Origin of the sequence: Roseburia sp. CLA-AA-H209 (assembly GCF_020687575.1) — a bacterium.
GTDB classification, from domain to species: domain Bacteria; phylum Bacillota; class Clostridia; order Lachnospirales; family Lachnospiraceae; genus Roseburia_C; species Roseburia_C amylophila.
Map to the genome: position 1 here is coordinate 26,151 of NZ_JAJEQU010000012.1, position 16,566 is coordinate 42,716.

General features: G+C 43.0%; 16 protein-coding genes and 2 pseudogenes. 9 read left to right on the top strand and 9 right to left on the bottom strand.

Annotated features, from left to right (window positions below):
* Positions 1-14 precede the first annotated feature (14 nt).
* The gene (gene tadA, locus LKD41_RS11365) at positions 15-500 is read right to left on the bottom strand and encodes a tRNA adenosine(34) deaminase TadA (RefSeq protein ID WP_227701226.1); all 486 of its coding nucleotides are present in this window, start codon (positions 498-500) and stop codon (positions 15-17) included.
* A gap of 97 nt (positions 501-597) precedes the next feature.
* Here tadA and LKD41_RS11370 point away from each other — a divergent pair, with 97 nt between their 5' ends.
* Positions 598-1,221 (top strand): GNAT family N-acetyltransferase, encoded by a 624-nt coding sequence (locus LKD41_RS11370; RefSeq protein WP_227701227.1) that lies wholly within the window; start codon positions 598-600, stop codon positions 1,219-1,221.
* Here the strand turns inward: LKD41_RS11370 and LKD41_RS11375 are convergent.
* Positions 1,130-2,005 carry a DUF6128 domain-containing protein gene (locus tag LKD41_RS11375; RefSeq protein WP_227701228.1) on the bottom strand — a complete coding sequence of 292 codons (876 nt, stop codon included), beginning with the start codon at positions 2,003-2,005 and terminating at the stop codon, positions 1,130-1,132. The genes LKD41_RS11370 and LKD41_RS11375 overlap by 92 nt on opposite strands.
* A 184-nt stretch (positions 2,006-2,189) precedes the next feature.
* Here LKD41_RS11375 and LKD41_RS11380 point away from each other — a divergent pair.
* Both LKD41_RS11380 and LKD41_RS11385 read left to right on the top strand, forming a co-directional pair.
* Positions 2,190-2,561 (top strand): annotated as a pseudogene (locus tag LKD41_RS11380) (Fur family transcriptional regulator); the annotation flags it as partial.
* Between the two features lie 192 nt (positions 2,562-2,753).
* On the top strand, positions 2,754-3,296 hold the full coding sequence (locus LKD41_RS11385; RefSeq protein ID WP_022244330.1) for an NADH peroxidase: 543 nt from the start codon (positions 2,754-2,756) through the stop codon (positions 3,294-3,296).
* A gap of 157 nt (positions 3,297-3,453) precedes the next feature.
* On the opposite strand, the gene LKD41_RS11390 is transcribed toward LKD41_RS11385, so the two are convergent.
* Positions 3,454-3,942: a prolyl-tRNA synthetase associated domain-containing protein gene (locus LKD41_RS11390; RefSeq protein ID WP_227701229.1), complete on the bottom strand. Its 489-nt coding sequence runs from the start codon at positions 3,940-3,942 to the stop codon at positions 3,454-3,456.
* A gap of 170 nt (positions 3,943-4,112) precedes the next feature.
* Between LKD41_RS11390 and LKD41_RS11395 the strand changes: the two genes are divergently transcribed.
* Entirely contained in the window at positions 4,113-4,547 is a 435-nt protein-coding gene (locus LKD41_RS11395; protein WP_117697874.1) for a MarR family winged helix-turn-helix transcriptional regulator, read from the top strand.
* Between the two features lies 1 nt (position 4,548).
* Complete coding sequence (locus LKD41_RS11400) at positions 4,549-5,313, top strand: sulfite exporter TauE/SafE family protein (protein ID WP_227701230.1); 765 nt, start codon at positions 4,549-4,551, stop codon at positions 5,311-5,313.
* Here the strand turns inward: LKD41_RS11400 and LKD41_RS11405 are convergent.
* The 5 genes and pseudogenes from LKD41_RS11405 to LKD41_RS11425 form a co-directional block, all read right to left on the bottom strand.
* Positions 5,310-6,434, bottom strand: coding sequence for a 5-methyltetrahydropteroyltriglutamate--homocysteine S-methyltransferase (locus LKD41_RS11405; protein ID WP_227701231.1), 1,125 nt, complete (start codon positions 6,432-6,434; stop codon positions 5,310-5,312). The two genes, LKD41_RS11400 and LKD41_RS11405, sit on opposite strands and share 4 nt — an antisense overlap.
* A gap of 27 nt (positions 6,435-6,461) precedes the next feature.
* Entirely contained in the window at positions 6,462-8,732 is a 2,271-nt protein-coding gene (gene metE / locus LKD41_RS11410) for a 5-methyltetrahydropteroyltriglutamate--homocysteine S-methyltransferase (protein WP_227701232.1), read from the bottom strand.
* Positions 8,733-8,989: 257 nt separating this feature from the next.
* Positions 8,990-9,508: pseudogene (gene yfcE, locus LKD41_RS11415) on the bottom strand (phosphodiesterase); the annotation flags it as partial.
* Complete coding sequence (locus LKD41_RS11420; protein WP_227701233.1) at positions 9,505-10,419, bottom strand: LysR family transcriptional regulator; 915 nt, start codon at positions 10,417-10,419, stop codon at positions 9,505-9,507. The pseudogene yfcE and the gene LKD41_RS11420, both read right to left, overlap by 4 nt.
* A 4-nt stretch (positions 10,420-10,423) precedes the next feature.
* Positions 10,424-11,314 carry a LysR family transcriptional regulator gene (locus tag LKD41_RS11425; protein ID WP_227701234.1) on the bottom strand — a complete coding sequence of 297 codons (891 nt, stop codon included), beginning with the start codon at positions 11,312-11,314 and terminating at the stop codon, positions 10,424-10,426.
* 193 nt (positions 11,315-11,507) lie between these two features.
* Between LKD41_RS11425 and LKD41_RS11430 the strand changes: the two genes are divergently transcribed.
* From LKD41_RS11430 to pyrB, 4 genes are read left to right on the top strand one after another with little or no spacing between them, the layout of a single operon-like run.
* Positions 11,508-12,260, top strand: a complete 753-nt coding sequence (locus LKD41_RS11430) for a DUF4866 domain-containing protein (RefSeq protein ID WP_227701235.1) — start codon at positions 11,508-11,510, stop codon at positions 12,258-12,260.
* On the top strand, positions 12,253-13,608 hold the full coding sequence (locus LKD41_RS11435; RefSeq protein ID WP_022242716.1) for a threonine/serine ThrE exporter family protein: 1,356 nt from the start codon (positions 12,253-12,255) through the stop codon (positions 13,606-13,608). Before LKD41_RS11430 ends, LKD41_RS11435 begins: the two co-directional genes overlap by 8 nt.
* Positions 13,609-13,668: 60 nt before the next feature.
* Positions 13,669-14,970 carry an adenylosuccinate synthase gene (locus tag LKD41_RS11440; RefSeq protein ID WP_227701236.1) on the top strand — a complete coding sequence of 434 codons (1,302 nt, stop codon included), beginning with the start codon at positions 13,669-13,671 and terminating at the stop codon, positions 14,968-14,970.
* Positions 14,967-15,908, top strand: coding sequence for an aspartate carbamoyltransferase (pyrB, locus tag LKD41_RS11445; protein ID WP_330408263.1), 942 nt, complete (start codon positions 14,967-14,969; stop codon positions 15,906-15,908). The genes LKD41_RS11440 and pyrB overlap by 4 nt, the downstream gene beginning before the upstream one ends.
* Before the next feature lie 12 nt (positions 15,909-15,920).
* Here pyrB and LKD41_RS11450 read toward each other — a convergent pair whose 3' ends face one another.
* Positions 15,921-16,559 carry a methylated-DNA--[protein]-cysteine S-methyltransferase gene (locus LKD41_RS11450; protein WP_227701277.1) on the bottom strand — a complete coding sequence of 213 codons (639 nt, stop codon included), beginning with the start codon at positions 16,557-16,559 and terminating at the stop codon, positions 15,921-15,923.
* Between the last annotated feature and the right edge of the window lie 7 nt (positions 16,560-16,566).

Consider the following 16,566-nt stretch of genomic DNA (forward strand, 5'->3'; position numbering starts at 1 on the left):
TTTGTGCCGGATTGTCAAGGTTTTGCCATCATTTTCTGCTGTTTCTTCTTCTCACGCAACCGCCTGAAAAATTCCGACAGCATGTCCGAACATTCTTCCTCTAATACACCCCGTTCTATCTCTACCTGATGGTTAAATGCTGCCACCTGCAAAAGGTTCATGACCGACCCGGCGCATCCTGCTTTGGGATTCATAGTTCCGATTACCACCTTTTTCATACGGGACTGCACAATGGCTCCCGCGCACATCTGGCATGGTTCTAAGGTCACATACATCACGCAGTCCTCAAGCCTCCAGTCCCCGGTCTTCTTTGATGCCTTTTTAATGGCAGTCAGTTCCGCATGGGAAAGTGTATTTTTATCAGTATTGCGCCGGTTATAGCCCCGGGCAATGATTTTATCATTCTGCACAATGACGCAGCCAATCGGAACTTCCTCTAATTTTTCTGCTTTCCTTGCCTCCCGCAGGGCGGCTTTCATATATTTTATCTCCGGTTCCATGTTTACTCCTGACTTTTACTCTTTTCTCTGTTATAATAATAGCATATTTTGAGCGTAACAAAAAGGTATTCTTATACCAGCTGCAGGAGTTAATAACATGAAATTTATCTATGAAACAGACCGCTTAATCCTGAAATTGTTAGGGGAAGATGATGCCCCTGCAGTTCTTCAGTTTTATAAGCAGAACCGGAATGTCTTTGAGCCATATGAAACCATACACCCGGAGCAGTTCTATACGTTGGCCTACCAGCGGACCCTGATGAACTGTGAGCTGAGTCTCACCTTAAAGCACAGCCTCATCCGCTTCTATATATTCCGCAGGGAAAATCCGGACGAAATCATAGGCACCGTCTGCTTCCGCAATATCAACCGTTCTACTTACTATTCCTGTGAGACCGGCTATCGCTTTTCCCCTGCATACTGGCACAGAGGATACGCCCGCGAAGCCCTTGCTTTTGGTATTCAGCTTATGTTTGAAGAATTTCATCTGCACCGGATAGAAGCTGCCGTCATGCCGAAAAATACCGCTTCCATCCGTCTGCTAGAATTCCTTGATTTCCAACAAGAGGGTGTCGCCAGGGAATATGCCCTGATACAGGGAAAATGGGAAGACCATATCCGGTTCGCCCTTATCCGTCCATCCGTCGATACCAGTAGCCAAACGTCCCCTCTAACTGCCGGCACGGTTTTTCCGTCCGGAACTGTGGAAAACCAAAAATAGCAGCCATTACTTTTTCCGGCTTCTGATAAACCCCCGGCACTGCTAAGAACAGCTCCCGTCCTTCCGGCGTCACCTGTTCTCCGAAGAAAAGATACCGGTAATTAAAGAAGCCATGCAGAAGAAAGCTGTTATTTCCAAGGCACCAGTATTTCTGTGGCAGTTCCCGTAAATCCTGCAATTCCATATGGACACAGGTGATATTCTCTCCTTCAAAAGGATGCAGAAGCGTCATTTTCTGTTTTAGATTCTCCCAGTGCTCCCAGATGGAGGCCTCTTTTTCCCCAGTGCCTTTTTCCTGCGTGCTTCTTTCCTGGATTTCCTTTTCCATGCTCATCTGTTCTGGGAAAATATGGTGCATCGGCACTTCCTCAGTCTGAAGAGACGGCTCTTCCGCAGCTTGCATTTCTATTTCTTCCTTATGTATCTCCCCATTGTCCCACTGGCTGCCATAAAAATTACCATCTGCCGGCTGAATCAGTATTCCACATACATCCTGTATATGACAGGTTTCATCGCCCAGCTCACCATCAGAAATCCTTCCACTATAATCTGAGCTTTGGGACATCAGCCGCATATTACCCACCGGAAAAGCCAGAATTTTTCCTTCCCTACGGATAAAAAGGCTTACCTTTCCTTCCTGCCCCGCATATTCTGTTCCTTTTAAATGTATCTCTAATCTGCAGATTCCTCCGCGCATTTCTACCCTGGCAAATCCGGCAAGATATTCCTTTGTATCATTTTCATAATAATAAAGATATGCAACGAACCGTTTAAACTGCGGCATAACCTTTCCTTCCTATATCTTTTTGTTCCTTATATCATATTCCGTCTTCTAAGATTCCATGCAGATTTTTAGCCTATACTTATCATACATGCAGATTTTTACTCTACACTTCTCCTTGACAAAGTTTCTTTTAAGAATTATATTAAAATCAATAACGATTATTATTATTTATTAAGGAGAATATATGATTAAATTTAGCCGACAACGGGAAAGTATTAAAAATAACCTGATGGGACGTACCGACCATCCGACTGCCGAAACAGTTTATTCCGACATCCGGCAGGAATATCCCAACATCAGTCTGGGAACAGTATACCGTAATCTCTCTCTCCTGGCTGATTTAGGCGAGATTCAAAAAATTTCAACGGAAAATGGTCCTGACCGCTTTGATGGTAATCCGAAACCTCATTACCACTTCTTCTGTACAAACTGTAATTCCGTCCTCGATTTAAAAATGAAAAACATTGATCTGATTAACGTTATTGCTGCAGAAGAATTTGCCGGTTTGATTGAGGGACATATTACCAGATTCTACGGACTTTGTCCGGAATGTAAAAAGTTATTGGATAAATCCGGTTCTCTGCCGGATAAATCAACCAATTTTGCAGAAAATAAAAAAGAAAAACAAAATCAAAAAATCTTAAAAAAGTAGTTGACATTTAAAAATAATTATGCTAATTTAATATCAGTAACAATTACTATTATTGATATATAAATACAATTTATAAAAAGAAAAGGAGATCTTAAAATGAAAAAATTTGTTTGTACAGTATGTGGTTATGTTTATGAAGGTGAAAGTGCTCCGGAGTTCTGTCCGGTATGTAAAGCTCCGGCTGAGAAATTCAAAGAACAGACAGGTGATAAGACATGGGCTGCTGAGCATGTAGTTGGTGTAGCACAGGGTGCTCCAGAAGATATTATTGCTGATTTAAGAGCAAACTTCGAAGGAGAATGCTCTGAAGTCGGAATGTACCTTGCAATGGCAAGAGTTGCACATAGAGAAGGATATCCGGAAATCGGACTTTACTGGGAGAAAGCAGCTTTTGAAGAGGCTGAACATGCAGCAAAATTTGCAGAACTGCTTGGTGAAGTTGTAACCGACAGTACAAAGAAGAACCTTGAAATGCGTGTAGATGCAGAAAACGGTGCTACTGCTGGTAAATTTGACCTTGCAAAACGTGCTAAAGCTGCTAACCTTGATGCAATCCATGATACCGTTCATGAGATGGCTAGAGACGAGGCTAGACATGGAAAGGCATTCGAAGGTCTGTTAAAGAGATACTTTGGTTAATCTTAAAACCGCATAGAATAAGCATTTTAAGGATAGATGGTTAATGAACTGTCTATCCTTTTTGCATTCCATAACACGTAAATAAAAATACTTGGCTTGCTTCTCTCCGTTCCCCTATTATTATCTAAAAACTCTCTATTTCTCCGAATATTTTTTTCTACATCGACACACAATGGACTTCATTTCCATGTGCCCGGATGATACGGAGTAAATCCTCTGTCTTCATCCATATAGTAGCAGTATTCTCGTTGGGATGTACTCCAATCAATGCATCATTTTCCAGAAAATAAGCATCCACAAATACCTTCACGCTACATGTTTCATCGTTGAGTACTCCAAGCGGCGTTACCGAACCCGCCTGCAGTCCCATTTTCTCAGTTAAATCTTCTTCCGAGGCAAAACTTAACGGACGCGTTCCATTTGCCTTTCGAAATGCCTTTAAATCTACCCTCTGGTTCCCTCGCACTGTAATCAGATAATAATTCTGCTTCTTATTATCACGTATAAAAAGATTCTTGGCATCTGCCTGTGGATAAGGAATTTCCACATCTGATAAATCTTCCATATTGTAAACAGCTTTATGCTCTGTCACTTCGTACCAGATATGCTGTTGATTCAGGTATTCATAAATTTCCTGCTTATTCATTGTATTTCCTCGCATTCTTCCCGCTTGCGTTCATTATATCATAAACTTTTTATAAAATTTTTTCCAGTTCACTTTACATTTTTTCCTTCCGGTGCTAGTATACCATCAAAATAATTATTTCAATTTTGAACTATTCTATTTTGAAGTATTTTCATCAGGAGGACTCTTACATGAATACAGGTATTGCATTTGCAAGAAAAATGTCTGCTGCCTACACTGCAGTATGTAAGCCTTTGTGCCAGTCACTGCATCTGCCGCAGACTGCTTTTGATATTTTGATGTTTTTAGGAAATAATCCGGAATATTCAACTGCCAGAGATATTGTTGAAGTACGCCAGATTAAGGCAAATCTGGTCTCCGTCAATGTAGACCGGCTGGTGAAAGACGGTTATCTCAGCCGCAAAGAGGTTGCCGGCGACCGCCGGAAGACACAGCTTCTATGTACGAAAAAAGCTGCCCCTGTTATAAAAAAGGGACAGGCTCTGCAGCAGGATTTTGCCGACCGGCTGATTGCCGATCTGGATGATGCCACGAAAGATGCCTTTTTTAAAGGAATGGCACAGATGGAGACAACGCTGGATATGATTTTAGAGGAGGTATCCTAAAATGGATTTATTAACTACGATTTTTGTTACATTTTTTGCGGGCATGGGTGCCGGACTTGGAACCGGTTTTGCCGGCATGAGTGCCGCTGCTGTCATCAGTCCGCTGCTTATTCATTTTCTAGGCATTGACCCATATATGGCAGTCGGCATTGCGCTTTCTTCCGATGTTTTGGCAAGTGCCATTTCTGCCTATACATATGGAAAGCATAAGAACCTCGATATTAAAAACGGTCTGATTATGATGGTCAGCGTATTGCTTTTCACCGTAGTAGGAAGCTATGTTTCAAGCCTTGTTCCTTCTGCCACAATGGGTAACTTTTCCGTTTTCATGACCTTTCTGTTAGGAATCAAATTTATCGTAAAACCGGTTATGACCACGAAAGAATCCATGTCCGCCGTATCTGCAAAGAAACGTGCCATCCAGTCCGTAATCTGCGGTGTGCTGATTGGTTTTATCTGCGGCTTTGTTGGTGCCGGAGGCGGCATGATGATGCTTTTAATCCTGACCTCTGTACTTGGATATGAACTGAAAACTGCTGTTGGCACCAGTGTATTTATTATGACCTTTACCGCACTTACCGGTGCCTTTTCCCATTTTGCCATCGGCGGACTGCCGGATGTCACCGTCTGGGGTCTGTGCATTGTATTTACCTTAATCTGGGCAAGAATTGCCGCTGTCTTTGCCAATAAGGCCACTCCAAAGACACTGAACCGGGTTACCGGTGTCATTCTGGTAATTCTTGGAATTGTGGTAATGATTTTTTAAGCTCCCCAGACCTCTTCTGCGATTTCCTTAACAAGCTTCAGTTTCGCCCACTGTTCTTCTTCCGTAAGCTTGTTACCGATTTCGCAGGAGGCAAATCCACACTGTGGACTTAAATAGAGATTTTCCAACGGAACATATTTGGACGCTTCTTTTATTCTTGCAATGACTGACTGCTTGTCTTCAAGCTTCGGTGTCTTGGTGGTAACAAGTCCTAATACCACCTTCTTATTGCCGGTTATTTTTGCCAGCGGTGCGAAACCACCGGAACGCTCATCATCATATTCCAGATAATAAGCATTGACATTCTCCTCTCCGAATAACAAATCTGCTACTCCGTCATATGCGCCGGAGCTGAAGAAAGTAGAATGATAATTTCCACGGCATACATGGGTGTTGATGGTCAGGTCAGCCGGTGCCTCTTCTACTACCTTATTATTTAATGCAAGGATAACCTTCTTATATTCTTCCAATGCTTCGCCTCTTCTTCCGGTCAGTGCAACGGCAAGCTTCGGATTTACCAGTCCACCCCATACACAGTCATCGAACTGAAGATTTCTGCAGCCTGCTGCATAGATTTCATCGATAAATTCTCCATATGACTTGATGACATCCTCTGCAAAAGCTTCTTCTGTTCCATAAATTTCAAGGGTTGTATCTAAAAGCTCTGCACCGGTGAAATAGGCATAGAACTGGGCTGGAGATGGAACAGTCTGCTTTGCTATGGTATTCTCATCTTCCAGTGCCTTTACAAATTTGAAATGATCAACGAATGGATGATTCTTTAGGGAAATCTTTCCCACCATGAAAGTGTCATCTATCATAGCTGCTTCGCCGTCAAAGGTTGTATTTCCATCTACGGTCTTCTTATGCTCGATTCCATCGAATCCCCACATAAAGTCCAGATGCCAGGTAGCTCTGCGGAATTCCCCATCAGTAATCACATGATATCCAAGCTCCTTTATCTTTGCGACCAGTTCTAAAATACAGGCATCCTCTACCTCTTTTAACTGCTCTCTGGTAATTTTCCCTGCTTCAAAGTCCGCACGGGCTTTCTTTAATTTTTCCGGACGTAAAAAACTTCCTACATAATCGTATCGGAACGGTGTTGTTAAATTTGCCATTTTAATTTCTCCTTCTTTCTTATTCATTTATGCCTGTTTTCTTATTTCTTTTGCTGCTTCTACCATATTTCGAAGACTTGCTTCGGTTTCCTTTGTGCCTCTTGTTTTCAGACCGCAGTCCGGGTTGACCCATAATTTGTCTTTTTCAATTTTGGTAAGCATGATATGAAGTGCATTCACAATCTCTTCCACAGACGGAACTCTTGGGGAATGAATATCATAAACACCAGGTCCAACCTCTGTTTCAAAATGGTTTTCTCTTAAGGAATCCAATATCTGCAAATCGGAACGGGATGCTTCGAAAGTAATTACATCTGCATCCATATCGTCGATTGCTGCAATAATATCGGTAAACTCGCTATAACACATATGGGTGTGAATCTGTGTTTCCGGTTTCACGCCACTGTGGGTCAGGCGGAATGCCGAAATTGCGAAATCCAGATATTCGGTATACCAGTCTGATTTACGAAGGGGAAGCTTCTCTCTTAATGCAGCTTCATCAATCTGGATGACCTGAATGCCATTTGCCTCCAGATCCAGTACCTCATCCCGGATTGCCAGAGCAATCTGTGCAATTGATTCCCGAATGGAAATATCTTCTCTTGGGAAAGACCAGTTGAGTATGGTAACCGGTCCGGTAAGCATTCCCTTCATTGGCTTTTTCGTTAAGGACTGGGCATATACAGACCATGCTACGGTAATCGGATTTTTGCGATATACATCTCTCCAGATAACCGGTGGTTTTACACAACGTGTTCCATAGGACTGTACCCATGCTTTTTCGGTAAACAGAAATCCTCCCAGTGCTTCTCCAAAATACTCTACCATGTCATTTCTTTCATACTCTCCGTGTACCAGCACATCCAGTCCGATTTCTTCCTGCAATGCCACACATTCTGCAATTTTCTTTCTGTTAAAATCTATATATTCCTGTTCAGAAATTTCCCCTTTGCGATATGCCTGGCGGTTTGCCTTTACATCCTTTGTCTGTGGGAAGGAACCAATGGTAGTCGTTGGAAATTCCGGCAGTCCCAATACTTTCTTCTGTAATTTCTGTCGTGTGCTTCGCTCCGGCAGTCTGACATAGTCATTTTCCGTTACTTCAGAAAGTCTCTTCTTTACATCCGCATTTTTACAGTCTCTTTCTTCTGCAAAAAGCTTCTGATTTTCTTTATATGCAGCTTCTTTCATATAATCCGCTGCATCTGCAAGTATGCTGAGTTCTTTCAGTTCTCCTAACTTTTCTTCCGCAAAAGCAAAATATGCCAGATATTCCTGTGAAATCTTGTGCTCATGTTTTAAGGTATAAGGTACATGAAGCAGGGAACAGGATGTTGATAATACTGCCTTTATTTTCTTATCATTCAGTGTCTGAAGCACCTTTAAGGTTTTATCAAAACAATTTTTCCAGATATTTTTTCCATTTACCAGTCCGGCAAATAACTGTTTATCCTGTGGAAATCCGTATGTATTTACAAGATTTAAGGTTTCTTTTCCCTCGATAAAATCAAGTCCGATTCCGTCAAAAGGCATCTGAATCAAATCCTGATAAATATCCCTTACATCACCAAAGTATGTCTGTAACAAAATATGACTGTGTTTTTTACAGGATAAGATTCCGTCATAAATCTTATGAAATAATGCGATGTCACTCTCTTCCATATCCCATACAAGTGCCGGCTCATCAAACTGTACCCATGCAATCTGATTCTCCTCACACTTCTTTACCAGATTCTGATACGCACTTATAATATCTTCTACATAATCCAATGCCGGCTTTTTGCCGGTAAATCTGCACAGCCTCAACATGGTATAGGCTCCAATGACAACCGGCTTTGTTTCGATTCCAAGTGCCTTTGCCTCTGCATATTCATCCACCAGTTTATTTCCGGATAACTGAATTACGGTATCATCTTCCACTTCCGGAACAATATAATGGTAATTGGTATTAAACCATTTTTTCATGGCAAGCGCTTTTACATCTCCGGAAGCTCCCTGATAGCCCCGTGCCATTGCAAAATAGGTATCCAGTCCGGACAATTCCAATTCTTTATAGCGCTTTGGAATGATATTCAATAAGACTGCTGTATCCAGAGTCATATCGTAAAAAGAGAAATCATTGCTGGAAATATAATCAATTCCTGCCTCTTTTTGTATTCTCCAATGTGTTTTTCTTAAAGTCTCTGCGATCTGCTGCAGTTCCTCTGCTTCTATTTCTTTTCTGAAATATTTTTCAGAAGCAAATTTTAATTCTCTTAATGTACCGATTCTTGGAAAACCAATTACTGATGTCTGCATCATACCCTCCAAATATATTTTTCTGATTTCCCTCATTATAATTGGAGTGCCTCATTCTGAAAAATACATAAAAATAAGGGTAGTCCATAGTTTCAAGCTATGGTCAGCCCTTATTTTTGATTGCAAAATTACTTTTCTATTCCCCGCACATGCTTTCTTACTTTCTCTTTTATCCCATAAATATCCTGTCCGTCACTGCTGCATTCATTGTAGCGGCCTCTTGATCCCAGGGTTCTCTTTGGATACTGCATTTTCTCTTCTCCCTGCAGGTTTTTCCAGACAAATCTGCCCCGGTCATAAATCATATAGCCGTGCCAGCTCTCTTCCTTGGGAATGGAAACAGAACCGGGATTCATATAGATAAAGTCTTCATGTTCCGTGCATTTTGGGACATGGGTATGTCCGCATAACAGGATATCTCCCTTATGAAGAGGCGGCAGATTCTCTTCATTATAATGGTGACCGTGGGTTGCATAAATCAGCCTTTCTTCATCCGCTACCACGCAATAATCAGAAAGTATTGGAAATTCCAATACCATCTGGTCTACCTCCGTATCGCAGTTTCCACGCACACAGAGAATATCCTGCTTATGCTTATTTAATAATGCAATTATTTTCTTCGGCGCATATTCTTTTGGCAGGTCATTTCTTGGTCCATGATATAAAATATCTCCCAGCAACAGCAGCCGGTCTGCCTTTTCCCTCTTATATGCCATAAGTAACTCGTTACAATAATATGCCGAGCCGTGAATATCCGATGCTATCATCCATTTCATACGCTTTGTTCTCCTGTAATATATTTCTTTAATGCCTCAAGGTATGTTTCCCCCAGCCGGCTTATCATTCCCTTCCGGTGGGTCACATATCCGATTCTCATGTCACCTTCATCTGCCAGCGGCACTGCAATAATATCTTCGCCATTTAATTTCTGGTCAATGATTCCGCTGCACACTGTGTAACCATTTAAACCAATCAGAAGATTAAACAAGGTCGCCCGGTCACTGACGCGGATATTTTTCTTCCGCTCAAAAGAGGAGAAAATCTCTTCCGAGAAATAAAAGGAATTGTGTTCCCCCTGCTCATAGGAAAGGTACGGATAATCTGCCAGTTCCTCATTGGTTATGATTTTCTTTTTTGCCAGCGGATGCTGCCTGCTGATAAAAACATGAGGTTCTGCAACAAATAACAGATGAAATTCCAAATCAGACGATTTCAATATTTTCCTGATTACTTTTTCATTGAAATCATTTAAGAAAAGGATTCCGATTTCACTTCTCATTTGCGCTACATCTTCAATTAACTTATAGGTCTGAGTCTCCCGCAGGCTGAAATCATATTCCTCCTGCCCGTATTTTTTTACCAGATCCACAAAGGCATTTACCGCAAAAGAGTAATGCTGGGTTGATACGCAGAACTGCTTTTTCCCGCCACCGTTTTTCTTATATTTATCCTCTAAGATGGTGGTCTGCTCCAATACCTGCCTTGCATATCCTAAGAATTCTTCCCCTTCCCTGGAAATAAAGATTCCCTTATTCGTCCGGTTAAAAATGGTAAGGCCCATCTCCTTTTCCAGCTCATGGATGGCATTGGTAAGGCTGGGCTGGGAAATGTATAATTTCTTCGCCGCCTCCGTGATGGTTCCGGTATCTGCCACGGTTGTAATATAGCGTAACTGCTGAAGTGTCATATGCTCACCTGCTTTCTAAAATGACTTTTCTTAACTGACGCGCCGCCTCATTTAAAGGATGCTGACTGTCGTATACCATACAGATATTTCTTTTTGGAATCGTCTCCGAAAGAGAAATCTGTACGATTTCATGTTTTTCGATGGCCTCTCTTGCCATCGGTTCCGGGATGAAAGCCAGACCAAGCTCACTCTTTACCAGTGGCAGTATCTGATCTGTGGTTGCTGTCTCTGTATCCGGCTCCAGTGCCAGCCCATAAGACAAAAACAGCTTATTATAAAACTGAAATGTCATGGTTTCTTTTCCCAGACAGATTAACGGATAATCCTTTAAATCCTTTAGGGAAAGCTCCTGACTGCCCAGTGCGGTAAATGTTGTTCCACCCACCAGTACCTCCCGGAATGTCCGCAGATTAACTTTTTTTAGTGGCTGCTCTACTTCTGCCGGTGCAGACACTACTGCAAAATCTATCTGTCCGCTCTTTACTGCATCAATTGCCTGAGGTGTTGAATGATTATAAATTTTCAACCGGATTCCCGGATATTTCATATGGAAATCTTTCAGCTTATCCAAAAGAAATATGTTAAGGGCAGTCTCGCTGGCTCCAATGGAAATGCTTCCATGGGCAAGACCGCTGCTGTCTGCCAGTTCCTCTTCTGCCGCCCAAAGATGCGACATGGCTGCCGACACATGGGTATACAGCTTCTCCCCTTCCGGCGTCAACTGTACTCCGCGGTTTGTCCTGACAAAAAGCGTACAGTGAAGCTGCTGCTCCAGTCCGTTCATTGCCCTTGTGATATTAGGCTGACTGTTGCCAAGGGCATTGGCAGCCCTGGTAAAATTACTGTATTTTGCCACATAATAAAAAATCTTATAATATTCAAAATTTATATCCATACATTTTCACCATATCAATTTATTATTTCTGCTATATCAATTATAGCTTTTACTTATTCCCAATGCAATAGTATAATCAAGCCGAAATTAAGGGAAACAACCCCTTTACATTTCTCCACCCAAACCCTACGAGGAGCTGCCACCGGCAGCTCTTTACGAATGCTATAAAGCAGAAAGGAAGCGCATATTTTCTATGAAAAATTCAACATTTTTCCCTCGTGAAGAAAGAGCAGACGTTTTATTTGAAAAGATTTTGCATGACCCTTGGGCCTGCGAAAAGCTTCAGGAAACTTTTTGCAATTATTTATTCTGTAATGATGAATTTGATTCTTCTCTTTCTTCACAGGATTTTTCAGAAGCTCTTTTTGATGCTTATCAAAATAAAGATTTATCGGCATTTCTTATGGCTATCTGCCAGAATACCCTATTCGATTTACTGAGAAATTCCTATCTGATTCCCTACCGTTTCAACGCAGATGGAAAAGAAAATCCGATAATTATGACCGATGATACCGGCAGACTTCTGCCAAAGTATTGTGGCGATATTCACAATAAGGATTATCAGCATTTTCTTGAGAGCTACCGCGATTTAGGGGAACCAAAGAATATGTATTTTGCCCAGGCATACCGGTACAGCCACGCTTATACCGGTGAAGATACCATTGGACAGCTTGTCTTAGAACGCAGCCATGGGGTGCTTCTCATCCGGGAGCTTCCGGATACCATAAAACAGAAGGAGACCGAAGCGGAAGCCTACTCTGCAATCTTCGACCTTGTACTGAAATTAGAGAAAGAGCTTCCAATGGCATTTGTCTTCTACGGACAGGATTCTCTTGTGGAACATGATGAAAAATATGATGAAATCGGCATTTTCCTTCCAAATTCCATTTTTTTAAAGAATCTGGAACGGCATATTGCCAAAGCTGAGGCGATTATTTATGAATAAGAGTGCATCTTCCACTACTTCATATATTGATATTATGGAAAAAAATCATATGGAAATACCCTGGCATGATTATGCCAGTGATGACAGCAACGTACTGATTGCCCAGGCGGGACTGATTGAAAAAGCCTCGGTCATCGGACGTGTGGGATTAATCATGTTATCCTGTGGAACCGGAGCCTGGCGTGTCCGTACTTCCATGAATAAGCTGTCAAAGGAACTGGGAGTTACCTGTACGGTAGATGTAGGTCTTATGTCCATCGAATTTAACTGCTTTGATGGAAATGACTGTATCTCCCAGTCCTTAAGCATCGCCAATACCGGCGTCAACACCTCCAAACTTTACCGCATGGAACAATTCGTAGAAAGCTTTCCAAAGGAAGAAGCCCATTTAACCGGCGAGGAAATCCATAAGCGGCTGGATGAAATTGAAAAAATCCACGCCCTTTATTCTCCCGCCAAACTGGGACTTGCGGCAGCCTTAGCCTGCTGCGCATTTACTTTTCTTCTGGGCGGAGGCCCTGTGGAAATGATTCTGGCATTTATTGCAGCCGGTATTGGAAATGTTATCCGGACCAAATTAATCAAACATCATTTTACGCTGTTTTTAAATATTGCGGTCTCTATTTCCGCCGCCTGCCTTATGTATGCCATCTGCTTAAAGGCTGCCGAAATTTTTTTCCATGTTCCGGCCGTCCATGAAGCCGGATACATCTGCTCCATGTTGTTTATTATCCCGGGCTTTCCATTTATCACAAGCGGCATTGACCTTGCGAAACTGGATCTTCGTTCCGGACTGGAGCGGCTGACCTATTCCATCATCATTGTTCTTGTGGCTACCATGTTTGCCTGGATTATGGCAATGCTTCTTAGACTTCAGCCTCAGGACTTTACCTCTGTAAATCTCAGTGATGTTTCGCGGCTGGTTCTGCGGTTAATTGCAAGCTTCTGCGGCGTATTTGGATTCTCTATTATGTTTAACAGTTCCATTCCCATGGCAGCTACTGCTGCACTGATTGGCTCCGTTGCCAATACCTTACGTCTGGAACTGGTTGACTTTACCGGAATTCCAGCCGTTGCTGCTGCCTTTATCGGTGCACTGACCGCCGGTCTGCTGGCATCCTTTATTAAGAAAAACAATGGATATCCGCGAATCTCTTTAACCGTACCTTCCATTGTAATTATGGTTCCGGGACTATATCTTTACCGCGCCTTCTATAACTTTGGCATTATGTCCTTAACGGAAGCGGTTTCCTGGTTCTCCATTGCCATAATGATTATTATCGCCCTGCCGCTGGGACTTATTTTTGCAAGAATACTTACCGACCGGACTTTCCGGTACTGCACCTGATAAATTTTATACGCTTAAAATTATTTATTTTATACATGATTACAGAAAGGAAGAATCGATATGCTTACAGCCGTAACAGGAATTAACTGGGGAGACGAAGGAAAAGGACGTGTCATTGATCTGCTTGCAGAACATGCAGATGTCGTTGTCCGTTATCAGGGTGGCAACAATGCCGGTCATACCGTTGTAACCAAACAGGAAAAATTTGTCTTAAATCTTCTGCCGTCCGGCATTCTGCATCCCAATGTGGTATGCGTACTGGGGGATGGAATGGTCATTGATTTAGAGCACCTCACCCATGAAATTGAAGATATCGAAAGCCGCGGTATTTCTATTACCCCGGAACATTTAAAACTTTCCAAACGTGCCACCATCTCCATGCCATGGCACAGGATTCAGGATGAACTGGAAGAAACACGTCTTGAGAAATCCGGTGCTGCCTTCGGCTCCACCCGCCGCGGCATTGCTTACGCATACAGCGATAAATACCGGAAGAAAACACTGCGTCTTGGTGATTTGCTTCATTTAAAAGAAGAAAATGTCCAGGTTCGGATAAAAACCATGTTGGAATCCAAAAATCTGGAACTGGCAGGCAGTTATCATCAGGAGCCGATGTCTTATCCGGCATTGCTGTCCTGGTGTGAAAAACAGGCTTCCCTTTTTGCACCTTATATCTGCGATACCGGAAGCTTCTTGGAAAATGCTCTTGCCAGCCATAAAAAGGTGGTTTTGGAAGCCCAGCTTGGAGCCATGCGTGATATCGATTATGGTATTTTCCCTTACACTTCAAGTTCCTCCACCATTTCCGCCTATGGCCCGATTGGAGCCGGTATCCCGGGTGAATCCCTAGACCATGTTGTGGGTGTCCTAAAAGCTTATTCCACCTGTGTGGGAGCCGGACCTTTCGTAGCAGAAAGAGCCATGTCCGAAGACTGGTGCAACATCCTTCGTAAATTTGGAAATGAATACGGTGCTGCCACCGGCCGTCCACGTAGAGTCGGACCTTTTGATGCCGTTGCCAGCCGTTATGGATTGAAATGCCAGCATGCAGATAAAATTGCCTTAACAAAGCTTGATGTTTTAAGCTCCCTGACAGAAATCCCTGTCATTACTGCTTATGAAAGAAATCATAAGACCACAACCGTCTTCAACCCTACCGAAAATATCGATAGCTTCTCTCCGGTTGTAACAATGCTTCCGGGCTGGAAACAGGATATTTCTGCCTGCCGCAAATATGAAGATTTACCGGAAAATGCCAGATTATACATCGAAACATTAGAACGCCTTTTAGACTGCGATATCCAGTTTATTTCCACTGGTGCAGAACGAAATGAATACATGATAAAGGGGGAATGGCTTTGAGACACCTAATCAGTCCACTGGACCTTACGGAAGAAGAAACAACCCGTATTCTGGATCTTGCAGACCGGATTGGTACCCACAAAGAGGCTTATGCCCACCTTGCAGAAGGGAAACAGCTTGCTACACTCTTTTATGAGCCAAGCACCAGAACCCGACTGTCCTTTGAATCCGCCATGTTAAGTCTTGGTGGTCAGACACTGGGATTTGCCGGTGCGGAACAGTCCAGTGCTACCAAAGGAGAAACCGTTGCCGATACCGTCCGGGTAGTAAGCTGCTACGCAGATATTATTGCCATGCGTCATCCAAAAGAAGGAGCACCGCTCTGCGCCTCTATGTATGCAACCATTCCGGTCATTAATGCCGGTGACGGCGGACACTATCACCCAACCCAGACCCTGATTGACTTATTAACCATACGCCAGCGCAAGGGACGGCTTGACCACCTGACGGTAGGCTTCTGTGGTGATTTAAAATTCGGAAGAACCGTTCATTCCCTGGTAAACAGTCTGGTACGCTATCCGGGTAACGAATTCTATTTCATTTCTCCGGAAGAACTCCGCATTCCGGACTATATGATTGAAAGAACCTTAAAGCCTTCCCACAGCACCTATCGGGAAGTCTCTGACTTAGAGGAAACACTTCCAAAGCTGGATGTTCTCTATATGACCCGTGTCCAAAAAGAGCGTTTCTTCAACGAGGAAGACTATATCCGGTTAAAAGATACCTACATTTTAAATAAAGAAAAATTAGAACTGGCTCCTTCCGATATGCCGGTTTTACATCCGCTTCCACGAGTCGATGAAATCTCTGTTGATGTGGATTCCGACCCGCGCGCCGCTTATTTCCAACAGGTACAGAACGGAAAATATGTCCGTATGGCACTGATTTTAGCCCTGTTAGAAATCACGGACCCGCTAACCGGAGAAAAGGTTCTCTAATGTTCCAGTAATTTAATCCGTTTTCTCTATTTTCATTCCGAAACGTTTTAAATCTACTTTTCCGTCCACTACTTCTATACCGTCTGCCATCAGGCGGCGTGCCTGTTCATTCTCGCCGCCAAAGGCAAAGGCTCCGGAAAGCCCGCCTTTTGCATTTACCACCCGGTAACATGGTATGTTTTCCGGGTCTTTATTCTTATGCAGTGCATTTCCTACAGCTCTTGACATCCGCTTGTTTCCGGCAAGCTCCGCTACCTGCCCATAGGTTGCCACCTGCCCTTTTGGAATTTTCTTTACTGCTTCATAAATCCGCCTGGTCGGGCTGTCCGTTACCAGTTCATAGCTTTCTGCTATCATGCGGCAGATATCTTTATCCGGGATTGTGCCATCCACGATTATGGTATTCCAGTGCTCCTTATTCTGATGATACCCCGGAATGACTGCCGGATAGGCACTCCGCCAGAAATCTCTCCACTGTGGGTCTGCTTTTACGTTCAGATTGAGGAATCCATTCCGCATATAAGTCCAGAGAAATGCCTTTTTGCTTTCCCTTACGCGCACCAGCTGCCAGTTCTGATCATGGAACGGTGCCTCCTGATAGGTGTCCGGTAAAGACAGTCCGTATGCTAATATTTCTTCTCTTGTTTTCATGCTCCAC

Excerpts from the sequence above, each read along its gene's own strand:
- LKD41_RS11400 (WP_227701230.1), top strand. The coding sequence starts at position 4,549 with ATGGATTTATTAACTACGATTTTTGTTACATTTTTTGCGGGCATGGGT.
- metE (WP_227701232.1), bottom strand. The coding sequence starts at position 8,732 with ATGCAGACATCAGTAATTGGTTTTCCAAGAATCGGTACATTAAGAGAA.
- LKD41_RS11395 (WP_117697874.1), top strand. The coding sequence starts at position 4,113 with ATGAATACAGGTATTGCATTTGCAAGAAAAATGTCTGCTGCCTACACT.
- LKD41_RS11430 (WP_227701235.1), top strand. The coding sequence starts at position 11,508 with ATGAAAAATTCAACATTTTTCCCTCGTGAAGAAAGAGCAGACGTTTTA.
- LKD41_RS11425 (WP_227701234.1), bottom strand. The coding sequence starts at position 11,314 with ATGGATATAAATTTTGAATATTATAAGATTTTTTATTATGTGGCAAAA.
- LKD41_RS11405 (WP_227701231.1), bottom strand. The coding sequence starts at position 6,434 with ATGGCAAATTTAACAACACCGTTCCGATACGATTATGTAGGAAGTTTT.
- LKD41_RS11450 (WP_227701277.1), bottom strand. The coding sequence starts at position 16,559 with ATGAAAACAAGAGAAGAAATATTAGCATACGGACTGTCTTTACCGGAC.
- tadA (WP_227701226.1), bottom strand. The coding sequence starts at position 500 with ATGGAACCGGAGATAAAATATATGAAAGCCGCCCTGCGGGAGGCAAGG.
- LKD41_RS11420 (WP_227701233.1), bottom strand. The coding sequence starts at position 10,419 with ATGACACTTCAGCAGTTACGCTATATTACAACCGTGGCAGATACCGGA.
- LKD41_RS11390 (WP_227701229.1), bottom strand. The coding sequence starts at position 3,942 with ATGAATAAGCAGGAAATTTATGAATACCTGAATCAACAGCATATCTGG.
- LKD41_RS11385 (WP_022244330.1), top strand. The coding sequence starts at position 2,754 with ATGAAAAAATTTGTTTGTACAGTATGTGGTTATGTTTATGAAGGTGAA.
- LKD41_RS11370 (WP_227701227.1), top strand. The coding sequence starts at position 598 with ATGAAATTTATCTATGAAACAGACCGCTTAATCCTGAAATTGTTAGGG.
- LKD41_RS11435 (WP_022242716.1), top strand. The coding sequence starts at position 12,253 with ATGAATAAGAGTGCATCTTCCACTACTTCATATATTGATATTATGGAA.
- LKD41_RS11440 (WP_227701236.1), top strand. The coding sequence starts at position 13,669 with ATGCTTACAGCCGTAACAGGAATTAACTGGGGAGACGAAGGAAAAGGA.
- LKD41_RS11375 (WP_227701228.1), bottom strand. The coding sequence starts at position 2,005 with ATGCCGCAGTTTAAACGGTTCGTTGCATATCTTTATTATTATGAAAAT.